Source organism: Paenibacillus sp. J22R3, from assembly GCF_056269305.1.
The window spans coordinates 419,026-446,020 of sequence record NZ_JBWDNS010000004.1 but is presented as its reverse complement, the minus strand read 5'-3'; the positions used below and the strand labels follow the sequence as shown (position 1 = coordinate 446,020).

The window sequence follows — 26,995 nt, the reverse complement described above, 5'->3', positions numbered from 1 at the left end:
ATCATTAGTCCTGCCGCCAATTTTTTCGATAGGCGGTTGGAGAACATCGTTCAACCTTCTGAAAGCTTTGTAGAAACGTGCTGTAACTATCGAATCCCGAGCGATAAGCAACCTCCGTAACCGAATGTCGAGACAGCAGCAGTAATCGCTTAGCATGATTAATTCTATTTAAGAGCAGATATTCCCTAGGTGTACATTGAAAATATCGCTTAAATGCGCGATTAAAGTGAAAATAACTCAGCCCGCTCCGGTTCGCAACCTCCCTGATGTCCCGGATGCTGGCTAGAGATTCGTCCATATACTGCTTAGCAAGCTGAAGCGCAGCCGGATACACTTCCCCCGAGACGTCCCCTCCCTTGCCTCTTCTATAGGCGAGTGCTTGAAGCAGCAGCTCATAAAGCAGCTTCGATATTTCATAATCTTGCTCCAATGCCGGCTCCGGCTCCTGCATAAGCGCGATAATGGTATCCATACACGGCAGCAACGAATGTTTCGGGCCTGGAGAAATCAAAATAATGGTCCGATCAGTGAAATACAAATTCCACAGCTCGACGAGCGGCATACCATCAAAAACAACATATTTCATAACGAATGGATCATCCGGATGCGCCTTATAGCCATGCGGGTATCGTAAATCTTGAATAACGCTGTCTCCTTCATGGATCTCGATCCAATCCTTGCCTTTTAAGTACCATCCTTTGCCTGAAACCACATGGATAACTTCACATGCCGGATAGAAGTCGCGAACGAGTTTATAATTGCTCCTAGCACAATAAATGCCGGAGAGCATCGCGTATAATAAGCGGGATCTTGTAAATTCGCCGGGCGAAGCGATCCATTCCACATTCTGATTGATCAAACACAGCTCGCTGCTTGCAGGCATTATCCCTTCAGCGAACGTTGATGCCATGCTTGTCGTAACCATAGTCATCCCTCCGGTTTGCTTCTAGCACAAAGAGACGCCATTTCATCTCCATGGCGTCTCTCTTGTCATTCCAGCGCATTCCAGCGCGTTACGCTACCTCATTAATTAAATACTTTGAACGCATCGAGTACGACATAATAGTCAGAGGATGAACTATTCTTCGTACCGGTCACAACCAGCTTTATCGTGTGCGATCCGCTGCTTAAGCCTGCTTTCTCATACAGCACCGTCTGCTGCGGACCTGTTCCCGAGGTGTAGAGATCCACAGTCGAATCGAGCGCGCCATCAATGTAGACGCCAACCTTGCCCAAATTATGCTGCTTGTAGCCAATAACTTGGATTTTGTTTCCCGTAAAGGTAAACTGCGCATAATCATTTGTTGTTTTCGAGTATTTCTCGGTATCCGCGTAATCCCCGGTCCAGTTATCAAGCGTCCAGCTGCCGCTGTACGTAATAGCCGAATCGCGATCATCCGTCGTCACGACCGTCTCGGAAATAATAGTGACTCTATCCGCTGTCACGACATAACCGGATGAACTGGCATTCTTCGTCCCTTTCACGCGCACTTTCAAGGTATGCGCCCCGCTAGTCAGCACCGAGCTGGTCCAGAGCAGCGTGTTATCGGTCCTTGAAGCTGCATAGAAATCGACATCTACTTCAGTTCCTCCGTCGATGGATACGGCCGCGATCCCATGATGGGCATCTTTGCTGCCATAGAGCTTGATCTGTTTGCCATTGAAATCGACTTGATAGTAGCTGTTTGTCGTCAGCGAATAATGATCGTCGCCATTATATGTGCCCGCTCCTGTCGACGTATTCCATGTGCCGACATACTCGAATTGATTCAACCCGGTGCCTGTTGTCGCATCGTTGACGATAACTTCGCTTCCCGCGGATGCCGTGCTAACATTCAACGTGCTGCTGGCTGCAGAGACATTGCCTGCGCCATCCTTAGCCTTCACGGTGAAGGCGTACGCTGTGCCGGCCGTTAATCCTGTTACACTAAATGATGTGCTTGTCGTCGTTCCCGCCAAGGTCGAACCTCGATAGACATCATAGCCGGTGACGCCGACGTTGTCGGTTGAAGCACTCCAGGACAAATTAATAGATGTTTGCGTCTGCGATGGAGACGTTAAGCTTGTCGGTGCCGTCGGTGCTTGGGTATCCGAATCGATGACGACACGGTCGGCAGTCACTACATAACCGGTGGAGCTTGCATTCTTCGTGCCCTTCACCCTTACCTTCAACGTATGAGTGCCTGCCGTCAGTGTCGGACCAGTCCAGATCAACGTGTTGTCAGCGCGGGTCCCCGCATAGAAATCGGCGTCGACCTCTGTTCCTCCATCAATGGAAACTGCCGCAATGCCATGATGCGCGTCTTTCGTTCCGTAAAGCTTAATGCCCGTGCCATTGAAATCCACCTGATAGTAGCTGTTTGTCGTCAGCGAATAATGATCTCCTCCGTTGTATTTCACACTGCTGCCAGTGGTTGCAGACCACGTTCCGACGTATTCGAACTGGTTCAATCCTGTACCTGTTACAGAGTCGTCAACCGTACCCGGTCCACCCCCGCCAACACCGCCGGAGCCGGATACAATGTTCACCTCGTCGAGTGTCAGTACGCGGGAATTGCTATAGAGCGCTTGGGTTTGCGCATTTGTATTGCCGTTCGTTAAGAATTCGCCCCAGGTCATGAACCAGCGGTATTTCGTTTGCGACGTGGCAAGCGTAGAAGGACTTGGATGTTCGCCGCACTCGCCGATCGAAATGATTTTTCCTTGCGATAGCGTCTGCAGATCGTCATGATAGCTCTGCTGATAATCGTTGTTATACACATCGACGGCAAGCACATCGACTTTATCGATGCCAGGGAAGTAGGTTGAATACGGAGCACCCCATGGAGTGTTCGGCGTATTGGCATTCCACACCCAAATCAAATTATTAAGGCCGTGGTAGTTCGTGAAACGATCGTACATAATGTCCCACAGCTTATAATAATTGGGTTGTTGCCCCCACCAGAACCAGCCGCCGTTCATTTCATGGAATGGCCTCCACAGAACCGGCACACCTGCATCCCTTAGCTGTTCCAGGTAGCTTGCGACGAGATCGATGTTGGCAATCAACTGGTTATACGCCGTGGTTCCCGGTGTAACGATTTGATTAAACTCGGTTTCACTGGTACCTGCTTGCACGCATTCCGCCCAGCAGTAGCCCGTTCCCGGCTTATTCGCGTGATACATCATCGTTACGATCCCGCCGTTCTCGTACCAGTCAATCGCACTGTCGACGACGGCTTGTCGCTGATCGTCCAATTGGGCTTCCGTCTGACCCGAAATGGCACCCATCTCATAACCGTGAACGGCAGGATATTTGCCCGTTATGGCATAAACCTGATCCGTCCAATAATCCGGACTCTCGAGAAAATTGTGCTGACCGGATAATATATTTGTATCTTCAATACTGTATAAGTAGGCGAGCAGGTCTCTCGCCGCTTGCGATGCATTCGCATTGATAGGCGCGGAGGCGGCAAAAGCCTTATCGGAACTGGCCGCATACATAACAGGAAGCGCAAGTGCGGCAATCATGAATACGTGCAGCGTCTTCTTCAACCATCGTGAAACACTAGGAATCATCATTTTTCCCCCAATGAATGTTTTTGTCAACCAGCGCTACCAATCCTCCCATCGCATCCGTGTACACTCAAGCTGCCAATCATCGCATACGCTCATCCTTGGATCATCATTCACCCCCATGGTCTTCCGTCAACCCAATCATAGATTCAGAACGCCCCCTAAACAATGTGACTGTACAACGAAATCTAGCACTTTGAACCGATTCCGGCCGCTCAGCCTGCCCTCACCACGGCCATGTTTCCGTCTTGATCATAGAAGCATGGAATTTCAATATGTATGGACGTCCCCTCGCCTAACACGCTTTGAATTTGCACGCCATACGCGCTGCCGCATTGCAGTTTTATCCTGTCATCCACATTTCGTATACCGTAGCCGCCTTTGATTTCACGATTAAGCACACAATCGATCATTTCCTTGGGCATCCCTACGCCATCATCGGAAATCGTGAATACGATTCGATCATTGTCTTTGTAAGCGTGAATATGGATATGGATATGGTCGCCGTTCCAGGCGTGCTGCAGCGCGTTTTCTACGAATGGCTGCAAGATCATTTTCACTGTGCTGTATGGCAGAACATCAGGATCAATTTCGGTGGTCACATCGAGGCCATCCGCAAACTTGATTTTCTGAATATCGATATACGTTTGAATCTGCTGGATCTCCCGGTCGACGGAAATAATTGTCTTGCCTTCGTTAAGCGACAACCGATAGAACTTGGCAAGTCCCATGACCATTTGATGCAGACGCTCGATTTCACCGAACCGGGCAAGCCTGCTGATAGAGGACAACGTATTGTACAGGAAGTGCGGATTGATTTGCTCCTGCAGCAGTGTAAGCTCTGCTTCCTTCTTCTTTAAATTCGATATGTACACCTCTCGGATTAACTCATCTATGTTCTTGCCCATGTCATTGAACGCCGCTGCTATTTGGGCGAATTCGTCATTTCCTTTGTACGAGATCCGCTTGCGGAAATCACCGCCTCGAAAGGCGTTCAAGGAAGCAATGATTTTGGTGATGCGGATGGAGAAAGTTCGGGATACCATAACACTCACAGCCGTTAAAACGAGGAAGCTGATCAAGCAAACCAGCATCGTAATCTGACGTACGGAATCTGCATTTGCAGCAAGCAGCTGCGTCGGAATATAGGCGACGATTCGCCAGTTGAGCCCGCTGTCCAGCGGTTCGTCTATTCGGAGATAATCCGATTTCCCGCTGTCTGCACCCTGCTCAAGCAGTGCGGTATCCTTGTCACCAGAGGAAAAGAGCGGTCTATTCTCCCCATCGTAAACGACCAATGTCGCATAATCGCCGATTTTCAAATAATCGATGGAATCGAATATTTCGCTCAGCTTCGCGGTAATGCGAATAAAGCCAATCTGATTGATCTTGGCATAATCGTTTAAATTGCGAAGCAGCGAGATATTCCCGTACTGCTTATCCTCTGCGACTTGCAGCCACTTCACCTCTTGATTGGCCCCGTAGATCGTCGAAATTTTCCAGGGTTCATACCATGCTTCGCTTTCCAGCCTATCAAGCTGATAGAGGTTGTATCGCTTACCCAGCGCAAGCGGGTCCTCATCTTCCGCCGTAAAATAATACTCCGGTATCGCCCTGTTCTTGATATACACCTGCATATTAATATGCAGCGTTGATAAGTCAATCGCGTTCTGAAAGGTTGGCTTCAGATGCTTAGTCAATGTCTCATAGCTGCTCCAAGCGTCCTCTTCTATGCTCAAGTTGCCCTGCAGCTGTTGATCCATATAAAGCTGGTCCGACACGCGTCCGACATCCTTGATTCGATACATGACGTTATCTTTCATTTGAAGCAGCGTTCCTTGAATATTCTGACGGGATTGCCTCTTGGCCGATTCTACGGAAGAATGATAGGAGAACGTGCCAATGATAATAACAGGCGTCATAATCAGAATAATGTAGGATACCATAAGCTTGAACCGGAACGACAGCTTATTCCCCATCCCATGTGGTCCTCCTTCTATCGAAACGACGTCAGCATTGCTTGCGGAAATCTCCCGGGGTCATGCCCGACCATTCCTTAAACTGCCTGCTGAAGTAGGCAATGTTCTGATAGCCTGCCCTATGCGCGACCTCGTATATTTTTAGCTTAGGATCCTGCAGATGGTTCCTAGCTGCGGTCATTCTAGCCCCAATTAAATAATTGCTGAACGTTTCTCCTATCTCTTCTTTGAACAACAAGCCCAGGTGATTCGGGGAGAAGGAAAAGTGGTCCGCTACCTCCTTCAGAGTCAGATCAGTACCCAACCGCTGCTCGATATACATCCGAACCTCTTCGATCAATTTTCTGTTCTTCTTCTGTCCCTTCACATGCAGCTTCTCCGACACTTCGAACAATTTACGCCGAAACCATGACACGATGTCGTCGATTGTCTCGTAACGATGCAGGATGTCCAAACTACGATAGTCCAGTCCGATCATTTGATAGAGATCTTCATTGATGCCAAGCAAATAGTGCTCCAGCTTTGAGATCAAATGCAGCAGGAAATTGTACACGGTACTCTTCTGCTCAAGCTTAGAAGCGAACGCAAACAAATCCAGCAAACAGTCGTCGACCTTCACTAAGTCGTAGTCGGCGGCTGCTTTGAATAGTTCGGACAGAATTTGATCCAAATTACTGCTGCTTGCAATCGGCTGGTCTTCCAGCTCCTCGTATGTGATGATCTTTCCTTTCCCGCTAAACAGCTTGGCATGCAAAGCTTTACGTGCTTGCAAATAGGAGGATGGAACTTCTTCGGGACAAATGACAACGCTTCCAATTCCAATTGTAATCGAAGCCTGAAACTGCTGTTTCACTCTCTGAATCAGCCGCCTCAATTTCGTTCCATAATCATCCCCGCCTACTACCAGACCTATTCGATGCGTTTCTACCTTGCACGGGTATCCGATTGCTTCTTCCACGCATGCGTTGGTAACAAATTGTTGCAGCTCATCTATCCCATCCCGGTGGTGCTGCTCATTCTGACCGGTAACCAGCTTCCAGGAAACATCGTCGACTTCTATTATTGCTGCGGCATAGGAGGCATTAAAACTACTCAGACCAAGCCGTTCCAGTTTCATGAACAGCTCTTTCCGTTCTCCTATTCCTGTTTCAGTGCCTTCCAGCCATTGACGGATAAACGCATTGCGCAAATAGGGAATTGACTGCGTGTAAGTTTCAATCCACGACTGCTTCTCTCGCTCCTCGTTCAACTGCATGCTTACTGTGTTCATGACCTGATTGAATTCCTCGTCATCTACCGGCTTTAGCACATAGTTGCTGGCGCCCATTTCCAATGCAGTTTTGGCATACTGAAAATCTTCAAAGCCGCTCACGAAAACAACCTTTAACGCCGGCTGCAAATCAAGCGCCGAGCGTGCAAGTTCAAGTCCCGTCATACGCGGCATACGCACATCCGTGACCAAGATATCGACCTTCTGCCGGTTAAGAAAATCAAGGGCCGCGAAGCCGCTGTTCACAGCTCCAATGACTTGCATGTTCATTCGTTCCCATGGGACAAGCCTTCGGAGTCCTTCCAGATCGAGTCGTTCATCATCGGCAAGCAACACAGTATACACAGCCATTCTCCCCTCCATCTCTCATTTTGGTAAAAAAAGAGAGTATACCTAGTTTCAAGTATACTCTCCTTCTAGTACCCGGCAAGATACAATTATTGTCCAACGATGGTCTGGTTGTTGTGCCAAGCATTCTCTTTATATTTCAACACACTGTCGAAACCCACTTTAAGTGCGTCTTTCTCTGCCTGCGCCAACACTTCATCGACCTCCGCGTCATTCTTTGCAAAGATAGCTTTAGCCAATGCTTCCTTCGCAATTTCGCCTACGCTTTGCGCCGCAATTCCCTCTGCTGTATCCGGCAAAGGATCCAGATTGACGAATTGGGTCGCGTTCATCGATGTTTTCCAGAACACATTGGTTTGCTGAACCGTCGACCAGTTCCGTTTATCTTCAGGCAGCGTCATTTCGATTTTCACTTTAGCGCCATCAATGAAGGTAGTGTTGCCGACGAAATTATACGATTGCAAACCGATCTTATCTTTCTCCTCCGGAGGCATAGTTGTCCACTTGTCATTCGGAATCGGAATCCCATCCCCGTCAACCGAATCCCACAGTACGCCTTGCGGACCGAACCATACGACCTGCTGTCCTTCCGGACTTGTCATCCAATCCAGGAATCTGAAAATCGCCTCCGGATCTTTCGCATTCTTCGTAATGACGTTCACGTTCCAGCCGAGAGAATTCCAGTTGTTTGGCGTAATTTTGTTTTTATCGAGACCGGCTTTATGAATCGGCCAGATGGCCATATAGCCGTCTTCCGGATCTTTCTTCTTCAATTCTTCGTCCGGTGAACGCCCGAGGTTCGCTGCATCGCCAGCTGCGATGACGGCAACGCGTCCGTTGACCAATTTCTCCGAAAGCTGATCTCCGGTTTGGGTAAGCGCATCTTGCGAAATAAGCTTCTCTCTGAAAAGCAAGCTCGTGTACTTCAACGCTTCGGCATAAGCCGGATCGCCCCAAATCGGTTTTAACGCATCGCCTTCGGTATACACAGAGTGGTCGACCAGCATCGGCGGGTTATTCTCTTTAAAACCGGTGTAGATCATGCGATGTCCCCAGCCTGATGTATCGATTTCCAGCGGAATGACATTCGGATATTTCTCTTTGACAAGTTTCAGGTAAGCATGTAAATCATCGAAGGTTTCCAGTGCCGGAGATCCAAGCTCTTTATAAATCTTCTTCTCGATCAGCCAGCCCGAGTTCCCGTTCGGCGTAGACGTATAGTAGTTTGGCAGCTGATAGAGCTTGCCGTCAGATGACCGGAGCAGATTGAGCGTCGCATCCCCGACATATTGCTTGAAGTTCGGATATTTGTCTAAATACTCATCTATCGGCACGAGAGCTCCCGCGGCACGAAGTCGTTCCACGCCAGGTCCGCGATCCATCAAGATGAGATCAGGCAGCTCGTTGGACGCGATCATCGTATTAAGCTTGGCTTGCGATGCGCCTCCTGTAGCTACTTCCTTAACCGTAACACCCTTGTTGTCCGTTATCCATTTCGAGACGGTATTGTCACCCCATGTGCCAAGTCCCCACCAGTCATAATTGCCGAAATAAGTAAAGGTCAGTGGCTCCTCCTTTACAGCTTTCACATCGTCGCCATTACCTTCCTTACTCGTCGCATTGCCATTGGCCGACTTCCCATTATTCGAGCTGTTATTGCCGCTGCTGCATGCAGAAAGCAGTAGAGCCGAACCGAGCATGCTTACAAGAATTACCGAGAGCATTCTTCTGGCCTTCAAGTGGATTCCCCCTGATAACGATTAATGTAAATCATGTATGTGCAAGCTCTTCCCAAGCTTATCACCAATCCTACGATTCGATCAGCCCTTTAGTGAGCCAACCAATACACCTTTGACAAAATACTTCTGTACGAATGGATAAACCATAATAATCGGCAGTGTCGCCACCATCATCGTTGCCGACGACAGCGATTTGGTCGTGACCGTCTTCAACCGATCCATGGCGTCCAGCGCAGAAGCATTGCCCCCGGCAGCTTGAGCCAGCTGCTCTGAAACGATGTTGGAATTCAAAATCTGATTGAGCAGCGTTTGAATCGGAATCAGATTCGGATTATTAATGAAGATCGTCGCCGTAAACCAGTCATTCCAATGGCCAACAGCCGTAAATAGCGATAATGTGGCAACGACAGGACCGGACAACGGAAGGAAGATGCGGAAGAAGATACTAAAATGATTTGCACCGTCGATTTTGGCCGATTCCTCAAGTCCGTCCGGCAGCTCCATAAAAAAGGTCCGAAATATAATCATGTTCCATACGCTTATCAAGCCTGGAATAATCATGACCCAGAAGGAGTTCATCATGCCCAGAGAACGGCAAAGCAGAAAGAATGGAATTAATCCCCCGCTGAAATACATCGTGATAATACAGAAGACCATGTAAAACTTCTTGCCGGCTACTCCCCTGCGAGACATGGCATAAGCGAAGATTGCCGTGCAGAAGATCGCCATGGCCGTACCGATGACCGTACGTAAGACCGATACGGAGAATGCTTGCAGCAGACGTTCATCCTTAAAAACGATTCGGTAATTTACCAGCGTAAAGTCACGCGGCCAGAAAGTGATGCCGCCTAGTGTCGTATCGGTCCCGGAATTGAGTGAGATGACCAAACTGTTCCAGAACGGATACAACGTAACGAATGCAAGAATGACGAGAAAGCTATAAATAAACAGTTGCATAACGCGGTCTCCGCCGCTTAAATGCATGACTGGTCGCCCCTTTCCTTCCTATTCCAAGCTGCTGAGCTCCCGCGGTTCACCACAAACTTGAGCCAAGACGTCGCGCCACGCGGTTAGCCAGAACGAGCAGCCCCACACTGATAACGGCTTTGAACAGTCCAGCTGCTGTCGCGTAAGAGTACCGATTGCTCAAGATACCAATGCGATACACATAGGTATCGATGACATCGGATACATCTCTTAGAATCGGATTGTTGCCAAGCAGCAGCAGATCATCGAAGCCCGCATTCAATATTCCTCCTACCGCCAGGATCAGAAAGATGATCACAACCGGCATAATACAAGGAAGCGTGATGAGAATCATCATCCTAAAGCGGCTTGCCCCGTCTATGGAGGCCGATTCGTACAGATGCGGGTCAACACCGGCAATCGCCGCAAGGTAAACAATCGTCGCAAAGCCGATATCCTTCCAGATGCCCGTAGTAACCACGATTGTCCAGAAGTATTCCGGCATGGACAAGAAGTTAATCGGTTCCTCAATCAAATGCAGCTCCTGCAGAAGGATGTTAATACTGCCGTTATCCGTGGAAAGCATAGACATCGCAAAGCCGGCCACAATAACCCAAGAGAGGAAGTGAGGCAGGTAACTTACCGTTTGGACAATCCGCTTAAACACCATACTTCTGACCTCATTGAGAATCAGTGCCAGAAAGATCGGGGCCGGAAATCCGAAGAACAGTTTAAGCAGGCTGATCGCAATCGTGTTGCGCATGATTTGCCAAAATTCAGGCGCCTCAACAAACATCTTGAAGTGCTTAAACCCTACCCAAGGACTTGCCCAGAAACCTTCAAACATGTTGTAGTCCTGAAACGCCATCAGCACACCGTACATCGGAATGTAACTAAATACAAAGATGAAAACGATGGAAGGGATGATCATAAGTTGCAAATCCCATTGGTTTCTTAGCGTCTCGATCAGCTTCGGCTTTGCTGCTCGCTTTGTTTGTGCCGTCGCCGCAATGATGGATTGCTGCGCCTCCAACTTGTTACCCCCTCCTGATTTGTTACATTTAGTATAGAAAAGAATAGATCCCTTTCCTATGAGAGTGAGCAATGAAAACTTGCACATTTCAATGACAGTCGCACGATAATGTGTAAACAAAAAACAATCCGCTTCGCCGCTTAGGCGTTAGGATTGTTCTTGTCTTTGCTAGAATGTGCGCAGTCCATCTTGCGTTTCTCTTAGCTGCCAAATAAAATCAGAGCCGCGTTCCCGCAGCATGCCATAAGTAATAATCGTCCCTTTGGGGATGTTTACTCTGGCAATCACGTTCTGAGCGAGTGCATAAGGCAGTCCGTCCTCTGAAGAGGTGCCTACCGCCGCTACCAGATGAGCACGGACCGTTTCTCCGCCCATTCCATCGAGTGCTTCCCCTGCCTTAATCGTTCGTTTGGCGACAGCCACGACATCGCTTGTCGCTTTAAGCTGCGGACTTCCTGTAGCTTCACCGAGCAGAACGGCCTTTGCAATCGATATCGGCGTTTCCATCCCTACGAAGTGATGCGCGCGATAGATAACCCCTTGAGATCCATCCGTTGACATCGGTATCCCCTTATCCCGCAGCTGACGTTGTACGAAAGGATCAGTACTGCCAATGACGATAAAGACACCGCCGTTCAGATGATCATGGCTGACATCGCCAATTTCGCGAAAATCAACGACATCGACGACTCCATGACGGTGAAGAATCCCTCCCTCCTCCCGTAAACGAAACACCTCGGGAATTTGCGAGAGCGGCACTCGGGGCTTGTGCATGCCTGGAACATCCGGTACGTAACCAGTCATATTAGCCATGCACGCCATCTCGATTTGGTATTTGGAACCGTCCCAGTACGCAATATCGGTGTCGTGCATCGCTTCTCGATCGTTTAATCTGCGGTCGACTTCCTCCTGTGAATGAACGGTCATCCATTTGCCGAGCACCGGCACGTCAAACCCTAAGGTCCGCGCCCAATCGTACAGCCCCTTGGCTAAACTTGGTTGATCGCCGTCGGCAAGCGTATATATGACGCCTTCCTGTTCGGCAACGCTGCGAAGCGCAGCGCCAACGCCAACATCTGCTTCAATATTGACCATCACTACATGCTTCTTATGGCGAAGTGCCTCGTAGGCGAACTGTGCCCCGAATACGGGCAAGCCCGTCGAATCCACGATGACTTCGAGATCGCAGCTCAGCATATCGAATGGATTCATCGCAATGACGGGTTTACCAGCCTCAATCCCTGCTTGAATAGCAGCCTTAGAATCCGCAGTCTTGATCTCGTCTCTGGCGAATCCGGCTGCCATATACATTTCTACTGCGTAGGACGGATTCACATCATAGACAACCGCAATCTGCATCCCCTTCATTCGCGCAGCTTGAATGGCCAGTCCGGTGCTGAATCTGCCGGCACCGGCAATGCCCACACGAATCGGTCTCTCTCGACATGTAAGCAGCCGAAGCAAGAGATTCTCCATTTCATCACCTCTTTATTGGAATACACGCGGATCACGCGGCCACGGGCAGGCGCCTAGCAGCATATTTCGCAGCGGCGTGTTCTCTTTATTACCTAGCAGCGCAGCGCTTGGTTCATAACCCGGCCATTGCTTGAGAAACAGCGGACCATAATTGTAAATCAGCGATCTCCGCTGCTGATTTGAGGTATTATCCATTGCGGCGTGATAGGTGGCCCCATCGAACAAGACAGCCGTTCCTGCTTTCACGTTCATCCGTACATGACCGGGCATTTGTCCGCCCGCTTCGTCAGATGGCAGCACATCATCATGCATATGCCGGCTTCCCGGCAGGAAGGAGAGGCAGCCTCCATCGTATGGCACGTCAGCCGTAAAATAGAACACCTTCACCATAAACGGCACCCGCTTCCCTCCAATTAGCATCGTCGTTGCTGTATCCCTATGCCAATTCGCATGCGTCACTTGTCCGGGATGCTTGATAAACAGTTCATTGTCAATCATTGTGAAGGCATCGCCAATGACATCCCGCATAATGCACATCATCCGTGGATGCTCCATCAACGCAAGATAAATCTCCCCATGCTCAATAACGCTGCTCACCTTATCGATATTAGGCGGCATGGCATTCCCTTTAGCCTTCCAAGCCGCGAGTGTTGCATCCATCGCCGTGTTGTAAGCAAGAAGCTCATCCTCGCTTAGAAAATCCTCAATCGCTATGTAGCCGTCTCGCTCCCAGGAAAGATACTGCTCCATCGTCAATTCATGCAAATGCATCGATTCAACCTCCCCTTAATGTTTATCCATAACCTTATGTTAAGTCGAATATGGGGATGATTATAGAGGTTCATTTGCTCCGTTTCCGTGACATTTTGCTGTTTCGATTCATTAAAAAGGCGTTATCTCACAAGCCCATCGCTTTAGATGGTGCTTGTCAGATAACGCCTTGATTTAATGCCTTTTCCTTACACGTCACTGCGCTTCGGACCGTCCGCCGAGCCGGTTAGCAAATCCTTCATTCGATCTTCCCTGCTGGGAAAGCCGGCAAACGGCTGCGAAGGCAGTGACTGATACCAGTAAGCAACCGCACAATAATCATCACTTAGCTCAAAATAACAATCGTCCGCATCAGGTCCATTACCTGCCGCCCGATACCTCGTATAATCATCTCCTAAATAAGCCTGAGCTTTGGCACCGGAGCCATAGCCGATTTGCTGCACCGTTACCTTCAAGCTATCATGGAAATAGATCGGATCTCGGACATGGAACCGATAGATGGAATAAAGGCCGTTGTCATGATCGACCAACGGAGCACCTTGATACGGCGTCAATACCTCATCAAGTCCCCATGCTGAACCCATGTAATCCTCAGCGCCTGTTCCGCAGATGGTCGGGTAATCCAAATCGCCATCGATATAGAACTTCACTTCGCCTTCTCCCCACCAGCAATCCCGGTAGATGCTGCGCACGCCAAGTGTCGTTCCTAGGTAAACGCCTCGCCCCTTAATGTTATCCGCGATGACGAAATCCTCGTGCATCGGGCATGGGTTACTTCGTCTGAATTGGGCATGAAAATATCCGGTAGACTCGTCCAGTTCATCGCCGCGCGTCACATCGAATTGATAGAACAAGAGGGATACATCGGAGCTGGAATCATTCTCGATCGTGACGATCGCCTTCTTCTTGAAGGGCATCGGAATCCAGCAGTTCAAGCCTTTCCCGCTCTGCATCGTGACACAGTCGGATAACATCGACTTCTGCCGACCATGCGCAACGCCGAAGAAATCGCCGATTGGCGCTTCCACGCTCGGATGCGTCTGACCATCCCAATACATGCGGATAATGACATTACGCATATGATCGATATTACCCGGCGGCAGCGTAATCCATATATGACGGATTATGCCCGGTCCGTCGCAATTAACCAGCTCGATCGTCTGGCCCCTCCGGAAACCTTCAATACACGGTGAACCCTTCCGGCCATTCTGCGTTTGCCCGCCGGCGCCGACTGCCCCTGTTTTATTTTCCGACGTAAAGGCTCGGCTCTCTATGTTCTTCAACTCATACAGCATACTGCAGCTACCTCCGTCTAATTAGGGATATAATTGTTCCTCTACCTATTAATGCCACTACTTTCACCCTATTGTCTATAGAAATAAAAAAGACCCCGAACCGGTTCAGCGAACACGCTTCGAGGCCTCTCTTTTCCTTACTGACTACTCTTTCACCGAGCCCAGCATAATACCGCTGATGAAGTACTTCTGCATGAACGGATACACAACCAGAATTGGAATCATGGTGATGACCAGCTTCGCAGCGGTCAAGCTGCGGTTGGATACCGAAGCCATGCTCTTGATCTGCTCTACATCGCGTACCGTCGTATCGAATTTGACAACGAGCTGCTGGATATAGGTTTGCAGAGGGAAATCGTCCGTTGTCATGGAATAGATCAAGCCATCATAGTAAGCGTTCCAGTTACCGACAACGACGAAGAGTGCAATGGTCGCCATAATCGGCATGGAAAGCGGAATATAGATTTGGAGCAATCTGCGCCACGGCCCTGCGCCGTCTATACTCGCGGATTCTTCAAGCTCGGCAGGGATATTTCTGAAATAGTTCAGCATGAGGATAATATTGAACTGACCGACAGCACCCGGAATGACAAGCGCCCAGATTGTCCCAAGCATGTGCATATCCTTCACGGTGAAGAACATCGGAACTACGCTTGGTCCAAACAGCATCGTTGCGATAATAATCCACATGTACACGCCTCTGGAGCGAAATACTCTCTTGCTCCTGGACAGCGGATAAGCAGCTAGGACAACCAGCACCATATTAATGATCAGAGCAAGGATAACCCGTTTGAACGATACGCCGGCCGCAGTCAGAATAGCGTGATCTTGGAAGATCGTCGTGTATGTTTTCCAGCTCAGGCCGAGCGGATAAATCGTTACCAGACCTGCTGTTGCTTTGGCACTGTCGCTGAGTGAAATGGCCAATATGTTGAGCAGCGGAACAAGTGTAATGACGGCCAACAAGGTCAGAATACCGTATATGATCGTGTTGGTGATAATATCGCTTTTCGTTAACCTAATTCCCATCTGTTTCACCCCAATCGTCTAGAACACCTTATATTCGCCGTATTTTTCTGCCAGCCATTGTGAGAGTAGAATAAATATAAAGGCAACTGCCGATCGGAACAGCCCTACTGCAGTAGCAAATTCATATTGATTGCTCTGGAAACCCATGCGGTAAATATACGTGTCATAGATATCCGCAACTTGGTAGACTAACGGATTGTACAAGTTGAAGATTTGGTCAAAGCCTCCGCTAAGAATACCTTGAAGACTTAGGATCAGAATCAGTACAACCGTACCTTTGATGCTCGGCAGCGTAATATTCACGAGCTTCGCCCATCTAGAAGCGCCGTCTACATCAGCAGCCTCATATAAATTCGGATTAATGGCCGTGAGTGCCGCCAAGAAGACGATGGCATTGAAGCCGAAGCCCTTCCACACATCCGTTAAATAAATGATGACCATAAACCAAGTGTTGTTATTGAAGAACATGGTCGGCTCGCCGCCGGAGATTTTGTGAACCAAGCCGTTAATCAGGCCGTCAATCGAGAAGAAGTCTTTAAATATCCCAGCCATAATAACCCACGATAGGAAGAACGGCAGATACACGATCGTCTGTACCGATCTCTTGAACCATTTTTTCTTAATTTCGTGCAGCAGCAAAGCGAAAGCAAGCGCGCAAGAAATATTGAGGATGATTTTGATAATAGAGATCGTGATGGTATTAATGGTGATTTGCTTAAACTCCGGTATTTGAAACAGCATTTTGAAATGGTCCAGCCCCGCCCAAGGCGATCCCCATATGCCAGCAATCGGATCAAAATATTTGAAAGCCATAATGGATCCAAGCGTTGGATAAATGCTGAAAATAGCCAATAGGACAATACTCGGAAACAACATGAAGTGATAGTGGATGGCTTCCTTGCTACGCACTCTGTTCGTCTTCAACATCATTCCACCTCAATTCGGATGAAACAAGTGCTGAGGCTGGGGGCAGCTCAGCACTTGTTAAAGAGTCATATTCTGAATTATTTACCTACGATATCATTCACTTCAGCCGTAATATCTTTACCACCCATGTCGTTCCACAGCTTAACGAAGCTATCGAACTCTTCAATGGACTTCTTGCCTGTAATGATTTCAAGGAAAGTCTTCTTCTCCAGGTCATCCATGGAAGCTTTCTTCTTCTGCATCAAATCAGTCGAACCGATAAATGCAGGAAGTGTTTGTTGAACCGGATTCTTCACCAGACCTGCTGCGCCGACCGCGAATTGGTTAGCAAGGCTCCACAATCCCATATCCGCAAACTTGTCTGTTGCTTTCTCATAGTTCTGAATCGCTGTTGCTTGTGCTTTGGACTCCGGATCTGCTTTGTCCATAGGCGTTGTGCCGTTTAGGACATCTTGAATCGCTTTGTAACGAACCGTAATTTCATGCGGATCCTTCGCGCTTACGCCAACCGGCAGCAAAGGCATTTTCGCATTCAAATATTTAGCGCCTTCGTCAATGGTAAGCTTGTTGTACCAATCCAGATGTTTCGTGCTTGCTTCTTGTGCATAGTTCAACATTTTCATAATGGCTTCCGGATGGCTGAAGCCTTTCTTCACCACTACAAATGATCTAACCGCGCCGTAACCTTTAGCGTGAGCAACGCCGTCTACACCTTGCAGTACAGTCGCCTGCCAGTTCGCTTTATTATCGTTCTTAATGGAGTCAGGAAGCGGATACCATGTGGACCACCAAGCGCCTTGGAAGACACCTGCTTTGCCTTTAGCAATCATTTCAACCGATTTGTTGCTGTCGTTCATGATGAAATCCGGCGCAATCATGCCTTCTTTATACCATTTAGCCAGTCTTTCCAGCGCGCCTTTCATTTCAGGCTGAACGGAACCGTAACCAACGCTGCCGTCTGCTGTTTTCACCCATTGACCCGGATAGGAATTGTAAGCTCCGAATACGAAGTCGAAGGAGTTTGTGTCTGCGCCATAGATATTTTGCTGAGCTGGAAGCACGCCGGCACCGAACTTGTCTTTGAATGCTTTAAGCGCTGTTTCTACATCATCAAGTGTTTTCGGTTCAGGAAGACCAACTTGATCCAGCCAGTCCTTACGTGTCCAAATCACCGGAATTGCCGTTTCAACGTCTGCGATCGATGGAATCGCATAGAGCTTACCATCAGAGGACACCGAATTCAGCGCATCAGGTCCACCTAGTGCAATGCTTTCTTTCAGGAATGGCGATGCATAATCTTCGTATACTTTAGACAAATCCTCGATCATGTCTGCTTTAATCAGCTTCTTCAAGATGCTCAGACCATTCGGGTCCACGCTGATCGACAGCACGTCAGGGATGTTATTAGCTGCAATCAGCAAGCTGACCTTCTGCTCGAAAGCAAAGTTCTGGTCACTTGTCGACCATGCCATCTTCGGCTTTACATTCAAGTTCTGTTCGAACCATTTCTGTACATCGTTATTCTCAAAGCTCTCTCCGGCAGGCGGTTTCGCTTCTGCGGAAATTGAAATCCCTGTCGTGAATTCAACCAATTCGTCCATCTTGCCAAACGGATCAGGCTTCTCAGCAGGCGCAGTGTTCTCTGCTGCCGCGGCGTTATTGGTGCTTGTTTCATTCGTTGCTGCCGCATTGTTGGTTGCTGCAGTGCTGCCGTTCTCGTTTGCGTTGTTTGAATTACCGCATGCTGCGCTTGTCAACATCAATGCCGCGATCAGTGAAATCGATGCTGCTGCCTTTACTTTGTTGTTCACGTGAATCCCCCTTGACCTCTGTGAATTTGTTGTATTGCGTATCTCTATAGTAAGCCTGAATTGCGGAAGGACGAGATAGACAATCATCATCAGCAACTGGGAATTCGGTTATCTGTTGTACACGTTTACAATACAAATTTCGTACCATTACAGCAAAATTTTCCCTTGTTGTTGAAAGCGCTTAAATTGCAAGTTCGGAACTACCGATTCCGTTCCCGAAACTCGGTAGGCGTCATGCCGCAATGCTCGCGGAACAGCTTGCTGAAATACTTCTCATCCTGGAAGCCGAGCTGGTCGGCGATCAAGTAGACCGGCTTGCTCGTTTTGCGCAGCAGCGATTCGGCAGATTGGATCTTCAAGTTTTTCAAGTAGTCACTGAACGGGGTTCCCACGATATCCTTGAAACACAGGCTGAAATACCCTCTGCTCATATTCACGGCCTTAGCGACCTCTTCTTGGTTAATGCCATGGAATAAATGCTCGTTCATGAATTTGACGGCATTGTTGATGCAGGAGACCACTTCCTCTGAATAACGTTTCCCATGTTCGTTCTTGAAGATCGGCGGATAATCGCTCCCGCTCCGATCTTTGTTATCACGCTGAATCCGGCTTTCGATCCGCTCCAACACGTCCTCGAGCTTCTCCTTCTCCAGCTGTGTTTTCACAATATAATCAATAGCGCCAAGGCGCATCGTTTCTTGAATGAACTCAAAATCTTGATGGCAGGTCAGCACGACCACCTTCAAATCAGGGAAGCTGTTGCGCGTCTCTTTCATAAGCTCAAACCCTGACATACCCGGCATTGTAAGATCCATAAACATAACATCGACACTGTTGTCCTTCAGAAATTCAAGCGCTTTGTCCCCGCTGCTGACGTCGCCAACGATCTTAAAGCTGAATTTCTCCCACGGCAGCACAGAAATAAGCCCTTTTCTCACATAAATTTCATCGTCTACGATTAAGGTATTGATCATTGCGATTCCTCCTTATGCGCTATGCGATTGATAGGTAGACGGAGCTTAAATACAGTCCCTACACCCTTCTCGCCTTTGATGTCCATTTCAGCCTCTTGCCCATAATTCACTTCAAGCATGTATTTGACATAGCTTAGTCCGATTCCCATACCGACCTTCTTGTGCTCCTCGGATTGCGGCTCCAGCATTCTTGCAATGTCCGCGTCGGTCATCCCTTCACCGCTGTCCTCAACGGTAATAATCAACTGCTTGTCCTGCTCATACACGGCAATCTTGATAGACCCGCTCTCATCTTTGAGACCGTGATAGATGGCATTCTCCACAATCGGCTGCATGATAAACCGCGGAATACTTACATCACCAAGCGTAGGATCGACGACAATTTGCACGTCAAAATGATAGGCGTACCGAATTCGCTGCAAATCCACATAGTTCTGAAGCGCCTCCACTTCCTCGTTCAAGGAGACGATGCCGCCTTCCTTGCCCAGGTTATAGTGAAGCACTCTCGTGAATAGGGCGACCAGACGGTCGATCTCGTCCTGCCCATTCATTCTTGCCAGCCACTGGACGGTATTCAGCGTATTATGCAAGAAATGAGGATTAATCTGATGAAGGATTTTCTCCACCTCAATCACTCGTTTCTTGCGCTCCTTCTCCTCCAGCTCCTTGAACAAGTCCGAAATTTTGATTTTCATATCGTTAAACTGCACTAGCAAACTATCAAACTCGACAATTCCGGTCATCTTTACTTTGGAATTAAATTTGTTATGCGCCAGCAACATAATCTCTCTATTAATTGTCCGCAGCGGCCGCGAGACAATTCTCCATATGGAGAGCCCGAGCAATATACTGATGACAATCGACAGTACGGCGAACAGCGCGAATTTGCCGATCCACTTCTTCACATCTGCGCTATAAGCCTTCGTCTCGACGGCGGAGAGAATATACCACCCCAGCTCGCCCTTCTGCGAGAAGACATAGTAGCCTTTCTTGATGGAATCCGATTTGCCCGTACTGCTTAGCTGCTTCACATCGATCCGCTCGCCAATTGCGAAATCCTCCGGACGCTGACTGTACATCACTTGGCCTTTGTCATTGAGCAGGATCGACGATACATCCAGCTTGTAACGCTGCGATTTCAACAGATCTTCAAACAGTTTGATGCTGGTCTCGATATATACGTATAAATCGGCTCCCTCAATGAGGTTGACCTTTCGCGCAATCGAGAAAACCATCATGTCCTTCGCACGCTTCACTGTCATATGCGGTCCGTAGAAGTTTGCGTTAAGGCCATCTGCCAGCTGCGGCAGCAGCTCCAGACTAAACCCATCATCGACACTTTGATTCTCGAACATGACTTGATTCTTATTGGCGTGATAGAAGAAAATCAGCCCAATATCCGGCTTAGCGGCATTTATGAGCGAAATGCTTTCAATGACCGCTTTCTTCTTCTCATATTTGGTCATAATATCCTTGGTATCAATAAAGGTCTCAATATCATCGGCCACTCGCCCGTTATACATCGCAAGCTGCAGCGCTGAATCTTCTAAATTCGAGAATACATGGTCAACGCTAATTTGGAACTGTTTCATATTGCTGTGAATGCCATCATCAATATTCGTGTTTAGCAGGGAAATCATAGATACATAGGAGATGTAGCCGATTAGAGATAAGGGAATGATAGAACTAAGGATTAGGAAAAAGTAGGCTCTGTTCTTCAAAGAGTACGATGATTTCGGCAGCAAATTGTGGTTCCCCCGCTCCTGATGAGTAGTTTCCATTGATTGTTATTATTGTAAGGAATGCAAAAGGGAACCGTCAATCCGCCATAATAATCCATATTCTGACAAACTTCACGCTTCCTCTATGAAGCAAGGCTGGCCTTGGTCCATTCGGACCAAGGGCCAGCCTTTGATGGATGCCGCTGAATTGCGCTTAAAACGGGAATACCAATGCGGTATGATTGTTGCGGAACGCATTCGTCGCAGGCGTTAGCGTGCTAAAGTTGCCGGCCGAATCAACCCCGTTCGAGGTCCAAGCCTGCACTCCCTGCCAACCGTTCAAGTAGCCGTTCTCATAATCCTGCGTCAGCGTATGCCCGGAAGTTCCTACGCCCGGCGTTTCTCCGAGCATGGCCGGCTTGCTTGTTTCGAGGCCGAAGGATGCAGGCGACGTGTAGAACGGATTGCCCCAATACTGCCCCATCCAGTCATAGTAGTGCACCGAGTAGAAGTCGACCTTCGCCTTCGTGTTGTTCACTTGGGCCTGCAGCGCCGAATTGCTGATCTTGTTGCCTTGTGCGCCGGATACAGTATCGCTGTTATACTTGATCATCGCCATGCCGACCGTCACGAGAATTTGGCTGTTGTTGTGAATCGCCACCGCGGCTTTGGCAAAGTAACGCTGAAGCACGTTCCAAGGCAGCTGTCCTGCCGCCGCATCCTCATAGATCCAGTCCGGCTCGTTGACCAGATCGATCGACCACAGATACGGATTGTTCTTGTAACGGTTGACGAACGGGATAATGTAGTTATTCACGAACGTATCTGTTTTGCTGCTGCTATTGATCATGTTCCGCCATTTCATGTAGTTGGTGTGGCTGTTCTTAAAGTGGTCGAACGAGATGAGCGTCGCCATAATATAGATGCCGTTCTGCTGCGCCAATTGGAACAGCGTATCGAGATTGTTCCAGTGTGCCGTCGTAGCGCCGGATACCGTACCGTCCGTTGCGATATTAATGCCGACTTCGCCATTGCAAGTAATCCAAATCCGCGTCGCGTTGACACCATTATCGTGCAGCGACTTGAAATGATTGCCCCACCAGGTGGCGTTGAAGCTGCCGCCAAAATCATTCCAGGAATTCCATGGCGTATTCGCGGCATTCATCCAAATCCGCTTTCCGCCGGCCATAAACTGCGTTCCGGATACCGTAATACGGTCCCCGAACGCAGCGCTCGCCTTCTTCGGTACGAGCGTCAGCAAGGTTGCGAGCATACACATCACCATAAGTAAGGATAAAGTCCGACGAGTCGTTAACGTCATTTCAATCACTCCCATGTTCATCAGAATAGGGTAGTCATCTCTTGCGTTAGCTAAGCCGCTAGTATGGCCATGCTGGCAGTTACATCAGACATTCCCCCTCTCGCGAAAGGCCTCCGTCTTCAAACCGGCTCTATGCTGACTGCTCGATACCTCCCGGAAGAATCAAACTTAGACGGTTTTGGATTAACCGCGGACAATGATTATCGTGTAAATTTGCTGCGTTGTACCGTCCGGTGCCGTTACTTTCACCGTCACGGTGTTGTTGCCTTTCACCAAGCTGCTGCCGCCGGTAATCGCTACTTTGGCTGTAGGGAATACCGAAAGCGCTGTAACTTGAACCGACTTCGTGTTCTTAGATACGTTTACCTTATAAGCGAGCTTGTCAGGAGAGAAGCCCGGAACCGGTTTCCCGTCAATTAATAGCAAGCTTAGATTTGCATTGCTTGATTTAGCGCGCGTAATCGTAATGGTATAGGTTTGCTTCGTGCCATCTTCCGCTGTTACTTGCACGTTTACTTGATTACTCCCGATGACGAGCGATAAAGCAGGATCCACGGAAACCTTGGCTGTTTCACTTTCCGCTTTAGCACTCACATACACCACAATCGTACTGTTCGGCACGGTTACGGAATACGTAAGCTTGCCGGGTACTAAAGCAATCAGCGATTGCCCGTTAATTTTCAATTCGCTTAGCGCGGTGTTGCTGGATTTAGCCCGAGTGATTGTCAGCGTGTATACCTTGCTGCTGCCATTCTCAGCTGTTACCGTTACCGTCGCCGTGTTGTTTCCAACCGCAAGTGACGTACCGCCATTCACCGCAACCGTTGCATACGGATCAGCTGTCGTTGTCACCGCGATCGAAGTCGTTTCGTTCGGCACCTGCAAGGAATAGGAGAGCGTATCCGCCGAGAAGCCTGCTACCGTGACACCGTCGACTTTCAGGTCACTCAGGTTCGCATTCTTGGAAATGCCGGATGGGAACACCAAGTCAGGATGTTGGTTGTAGAAGCTGCTTGCCGCCGGACCGACTCGCGTAAGATCACCAAGACCGTCTACGCCGTTGGAGGTCCAAGGCATCATGCCTTGCCAGCCATTCGTGTATGCACTGACATAATCCTGCGTCAATGTATGACCTGACGTGCCTAGTGCTGCTGTCTCGCCGATAACCGCCGGACGATCCGCTGACAATCCGAACTGCTCCGGTGTCATGTACATCGGGTTGCCCCAATATTGACCCATCCAGTCGTAGTAATGCGGTGACCAGAAATCAAGCTTCGCCTGCGGATTGCCGCCGACTTTAGCCATCAACACACCATCGCCGACTTTATTGCCTTGGCAGCCTTCCGTACAAGTGTCGCTGTTGTATTTGATCATCGCTACGCCTACTGTTGTAAGCACGTTGCTGTTCGCATGAATGCCTACACTCATTTTGGCGAAGAGGGACTGGAGGTTCTCCCAAGGAAGTTTACTTTCCTCGAACACCCAATCCGGCTCGTTCATAAAGTCGATCGACCACAGATAAGGATTGTCCTTGTACCGATTCGTGAACGGAATAACGTAGTTACTGACATAGGAATCGATGTTAGCCTCGCTCATTAACATCTTTCTCCAGCTGTCATAGCTCGGATGGGAGTTCTTCATATGGTCAAAAGAAAGCAGCGTTGCCATGATATACACGCCATGCTTCTGAGCCAAGTAGAACAAGCTGTCCAGATCATTCCAATGTGCCGCTGTCGCACCGGATACATGCCCGTTAGCATCGATGTTGATGCCGACTTCTCCGTTGGAAGTAATCCAAACGCGGGATGCATTCACGCCATTAGCATGCAGGAGCGCAAAGTGGGTATCCCAGAAGTCGTAATCGAAATCGCCGCCAAAATCATTCCAGTTATCCCAAGGCGTATTGGCTCCGTTGAACCAAATGCGCTCATGACCGGCATTGAACGCTGTGCCTTGGATTGTAATGTGATTGCCTTGGCTTGAAGGAAGATCGCGAATCAATCTAATCGTATACGTCTGCTTGGTTAGATCCTTCGCCGTTACCTCTACCGTAACTGCATTCTCACCGACGGCAAGATTGCTGCCTCCGGTAATCGTCGCAGCTGCATCAGCTGCAGTAGTTGTAGCCGTTACAGCTGCTGAAGTCGTTCCGTTCGGAACATGTGCAATATACGAGAGATCTTTGCTTGTGAAACCGGCTACCGTCGTGCCGTTGACGCGAAGATCGCTTAAGCCTGCAGGATTCGGAACCTCAACAGGCGTACCGCCAAGAATGCCGATGCTGTCGATATAGACGCTGCCAGCAAAGTCGCCGCTCGATTGCACTTGAACGCCAAACTCGTTGAAAGGCGTCTTGGCACCGGCTGGGATTGTCAGTGTCAGCGTATTCCATGCATCCTTCGTCAAATTGGTATACGGCACGTAGTTGCCTGTCCAAGACCAGGTGCTGTCCATCATATAAGGCTGGACGCCTGCGATGCTTGCACCGCTCGGTACCCAAATATGGAATTCATAAGTGCTTCCTGCAGTTAGTCCGGCAGGTGAGCTTAATTTAGCGAACGGCCCTGCGGAGCCTGTAACATTAAGTGTCATCTTCATGGATTGATTGCCTTGGTAGGCCTTCTCCGTAGTGACAGCGAGCGTCGCCCCGGACGTTCCTGTAAATCCTTGTGTATTCGTCTCGAAATTGAATTGTGCTGGATCCGCTGCAGCGTTTACACTTGCAGGTACGACTAGCAAAGCTGCCAACATAGACATGATGAGGAATAAGGCGATCTGTTTACGAAGCTTTATCATTCTTCATTCACCCCAACTAATTTAGTTTTAGTAGATTTCCTAAAGCCTAGCATTGACATTCTCGCTAGAACTCCCCCTCTCGGCATCGTGAAGCGCTTACATTTTTGTGAAAATAAGAAACACAGTTTTGGATTCTGCTTTGGAACTCGAACTTTACAATACTGTAAATTTTGTAACATTTAAGTTTACAATTTTAACTTGAATCCTTAACTGTTTAGTGATTCTGATTATAGTCGCTTCATTTTATTACTGTAAATATGCAATTTTCGAATTTACCTATTGTTTAGGCTTTGTTCGTTCATCATTTTGTTTAGTTACAAAAATGATGTTTTGTTTATTGACTAAAATCACGGCTAACTTACAATGAAAAGAGAGATTTCAACATCGAAGGATGGGTTGCCGTGAACAGAAAAATGACGACCAGCGATATTTCCCTAGCACTCGGCCTTTCCCGAAACACGGTTTCCAAGGCGCTTAACGGCCATCCCAGCATTACCGTAGAAACGCGAAAGAAAGTGGTGGACCACGCCATTGCAATGGGCTATAAGAAATTGAAGCCCTCCGCAACTAGCGGTACTGCTGCTGAATCCATCGGCAAAGCCCGGAGCATTGCCTATATCACCAAGAGCCAGATTAATCACGGAACAGGCTTCTGGATGAATGTCTTAAGCGGCGTGGAGCAGATGATCAGCCATAACGGATATGAGATGAAGCTCAGCTTTATTAAGAATGAAGATATTGAAGCGCTTGAGCTGCCGGCCCTGCTTGCAAGTGATATTGCCGGTTTTATCGTAGCAGGCAGCTTCGACCAACCTTATACAGAGAAACTGATGGCACTCCCGCATCCGAAGGTGTTCATTAATATCCATCCCGATATACCGCTGTCCGGCTTGCATGCAGATGTCGTCTTTATGGAGAATGAAGACAGCATCTACCAGATCACGCGGCATCTAATGAATCACGGTCATACTGAAATCGGGTTTATCGGCGAAATTCACTCATGCCGCAGCTTCATGGAGCGTTGGTTCGGCTTCCAGCGCGCTCATTTCGATGCGAATTTGCAGATCCAGCCATCCCTCTGCATTACATCGCAGAACCCGGAGAGTTATCAGAACTATGAAGGGATTGCACGTTCCTTGAGGGAATTGACGAAGCTGCCAACCGCCTTCGTTTGTGCGAATGATAAGATCGCCCTTCATGTCATCAAGTATCTCTATGAAATCGGCAATGCCGTCCCCCGCGATATCGCTGTTACCGGATTCGACCAGATTAGTGAAGCTGAGTTTCTCGGCTTCACCCTTACGACCGTCGCGCTCGACGAGCACCAGCTCGGCCAGCGGGCGACGGAGCAGCTGCTTACCCGCATGAGCAAGCCTAACCGCGCGTTCGAGACGGTGCGCTTAGCGGCCGAAGTCGTCATTGGCGAGAGTTCATCGTCGAGACAGCAGTAAATAACAACGCAGGCTTCTCACCTCCAAGTTCAAGGGAACGTGGGAGAGAAGCCTGCGTTGTGTGTAACGCTATAGAAACCGTTAGTTCACCTTAACCAGCAGATGCGAGTATTTCTTAATCTTCGCCTTCGAAATCGGGACACTTATTCCCGCATCCCCCTTGAAATAGGCATCGTTGCCGTACAAACCTACCTCAATTCGGTCCACAAGAGGGACATTGACCAGACAGGATGGATGAAACAAATCATAGCCAAGTGGTGTCAGCACCTGCTTATAGTGTTCCACATTGACTAATTGCAAGTAGACGCCATCCATCGTTACAAACATCGGAATGCCAGCCTTATAGCTGGACTTCCCCCTTAACTGCGGCGTTACCCCCATGTACAACACTTCTGTGGCCAGATTCAAATTTCGGCAAATAACCTGGTTGTTGACCGGTTCCATTTTGACACAGTAGACATAAATGGAGTCCGTTCTCTCGTTGCTCTTATTGCTCTGATTGACCACCTATTGCATTCTACCTCCCATAACAA

19 protein-coding genes are annotated in these 26,995 nt (G+C 48.7%); 1 reads left to right on the top strand and 18 read right to left on the bottom strand.

Annotation, left to right across the window (positions count from 1 at the left end; genetic code table 11):
* Positions 1–4 precede the first annotated feature (4 nt).
* The 17 genes from AC0YN4_RS20725 to AC0YN4_RS20645 form a co-directional block, all read right to left on the bottom strand.
* Positions 5–925, bottom strand: a complete 921-nt coding sequence (locus AC0YN4_RS20725; protein WP_475784081.1) for a helix-turn-helix domain-containing protein — start codon at positions 923–925, stop codon at positions 5–7.
* A gap of 101 nt (positions 926–1,026) precedes the next feature.
* Complete coding sequence (locus AC0YN4_RS20720; RefSeq protein ID WP_475836644.1) at positions 1,027–3,588, bottom strand: glycosyl hydrolase; 2,562 nt, start codon at positions 3,586–3,588, stop codon at positions 1,027–1,029.
* 182 nt (positions 3,589–3,770) lie between these two features.
* Positions 3,771–5,534 carry a sensor histidine kinase gene (locus tag AC0YN4_RS20715; protein ID WP_475836643.1) on the bottom strand — a complete coding sequence of 588 codons (1,764 nt, stop codon included), beginning with the start codon at positions 5,532–5,534 and terminating at the stop codon, positions 3,771–3,773.
* A 31-nt stretch (positions 5,535–5,565) separates the two neighbouring features.
* On the bottom strand, positions 5,566–7,155 hold the full coding sequence (locus AC0YN4_RS20710) for a response regulator (RefSeq protein WP_475836642.1): 1,590 nt from the start codon (positions 7,153–7,155) through the stop codon (positions 5,566–5,568).
* An 86-nt stretch (positions 7,156–7,241) separates the two neighbouring features.
* Positions 7,242–8,891, bottom strand: a complete 1,650-nt coding sequence (locus AC0YN4_RS20705) for an extracellular solute-binding protein (RefSeq protein WP_475836641.1) — start codon at positions 8,889–8,891, stop codon at positions 7,242–7,244.
* Positions 8,892–8,972: 81 nt separating this feature from the next.
* Entirely contained in the window at positions 8,973–9,875 is a 903-nt protein-coding gene (locus AC0YN4_RS20700) for a carbohydrate ABC transporter permease (RefSeq protein ID WP_475784076.1), read from the bottom strand.
* Between the two features lie 49 nt (positions 9,876–9,924).
* The gene (locus tag AC0YN4_RS20695; RefSeq protein WP_475784186.1) at positions 9,925–10,788 is read right to left on the bottom strand and encodes an ABC transporter permease; all 864 of its coding nucleotides are present in this window, start codon (positions 10,786–10,788) and stop codon (positions 9,925–9,927) included.
* A 270-nt stretch (positions 10,789–11,058) separates the two neighbouring features.
* Positions 11,059–12,366, bottom strand: coding sequence for an NAD(P)H-dependent oxidoreductase (locus AC0YN4_RS20690; RefSeq protein ID WP_475784075.1), 1,308 nt, complete (start codon positions 12,364–12,366; stop codon positions 11,059–11,061).
* A 12-nt stretch (positions 12,367–12,378) separates the two neighbouring features.
* Positions 12,379–13,137 carry a phytanoyl-CoA dioxygenase family protein gene (locus AC0YN4_RS20685; RefSeq protein ID WP_475836640.1) on the bottom strand — a complete coding sequence of 253 codons (759 nt, stop codon included), beginning with the start codon at positions 13,135–13,137 and terminating at the stop codon, positions 12,379–12,381.
* A gap of 188 nt (positions 13,138–13,325) precedes the next feature.
* On the bottom strand, positions 13,326–14,432 hold the full coding sequence (locus AC0YN4_RS20680) for a glycoside hydrolase family 172 protein (RefSeq protein ID WP_475836639.1): 1,107 nt from the start codon (positions 14,430–14,432) through the stop codon (positions 13,326–13,328).
* A gap of 144 nt (positions 14,433–14,576) precedes the next feature.
* Positions 14,577–15,461, bottom strand: a complete 885-nt coding sequence (locus AC0YN4_RS20675; protein WP_475784072.1) for a carbohydrate ABC transporter permease — start codon at positions 15,459–15,461, stop codon at positions 14,577–14,579.
* An 18-nt stretch (positions 15,462–15,479) separates the two neighbouring features.
* Positions 15,480–16,385, bottom strand: coding sequence for an ABC transporter permease (locus AC0YN4_RS20670; protein ID WP_475784071.1), 906 nt, complete (start codon positions 16,383–16,385; stop codon positions 15,480–15,482).
* Positions 16,386–16,465: 80 nt separating this feature from the next.
* Positions 16,466–18,199 carry a type 2 periplasmic-binding domain-containing protein gene (locus AC0YN4_RS20665; RefSeq protein WP_475784070.1) on the bottom strand — a complete coding sequence of 578 codons (1,734 nt, stop codon included), beginning with the start codon at positions 18,197–18,199 and terminating at the stop codon, positions 16,466–16,468.
* Positions 18,200–18,399: 200 nt separating this feature from the next.
* Positions 18,400–19,173, bottom strand: a complete 774-nt coding sequence (locus AC0YN4_RS20660; RefSeq protein WP_475784069.1) for a response regulator transcription factor — start codon at positions 19,171–19,173, stop codon at positions 18,400–18,402.
* Positions 19,170–20,765: a sensor histidine kinase gene (locus AC0YN4_RS20655; protein ID WP_475836638.1), complete on the bottom strand. Its 1,596-nt coding sequence runs from the start codon at positions 20,763–20,765 to the stop codon at positions 19,170–19,172. The genes AC0YN4_RS20660 and AC0YN4_RS20655 overlap by 4 nt, the downstream gene beginning before the upstream one ends.
* 343 nt (positions 20,766–21,108) lie before the next feature.
* Complete coding sequence (locus tag AC0YN4_RS20650) at positions 21,109–22,215, bottom strand: glycoside hydrolase family protein (protein WP_475836637.1); 1,107 nt, start codon at positions 22,213–22,215, stop codon at positions 21,109–21,111.
* Between the two features lie 183 nt (positions 22,216–22,398).
* Positions 22,399–25,011: a cadherin-like beta sandwich domain-containing protein gene (locus tag AC0YN4_RS20645; protein ID WP_475836636.1), complete on the bottom strand. Its 2,613-nt coding sequence runs from the start codon at positions 25,009–25,011 to the stop codon at positions 22,399–22,401.
* Between the two features lie 401 nt (positions 25,012–25,412).
* On the opposite strand from AC0YN4_RS20645, the gene AC0YN4_RS20640 reads away from it, so the two are divergent.
* Positions 25,413–26,462, top strand: coding sequence for a LacI family DNA-binding transcriptional regulator (locus tag AC0YN4_RS20640; protein ID WP_475836635.1), 1,050 nt, complete (start codon positions 25,413–25,415; stop codon positions 26,460–26,462).
* 81 nt (positions 26,463–26,543) lie between these two features.
* On the opposite strand, the gene AC0YN4_RS20635 is transcribed toward AC0YN4_RS20640, so the two are convergent.
* Positions 26,544–26,969, bottom strand: coding sequence for a hypothetical protein (locus tag AC0YN4_RS20635; RefSeq protein ID WP_475836634.1), 426 nt, complete (start codon positions 26,967–26,969; stop codon positions 26,544–26,546).
* Positions 26,970–26,995: the final 26 nt, after the last annotated feature.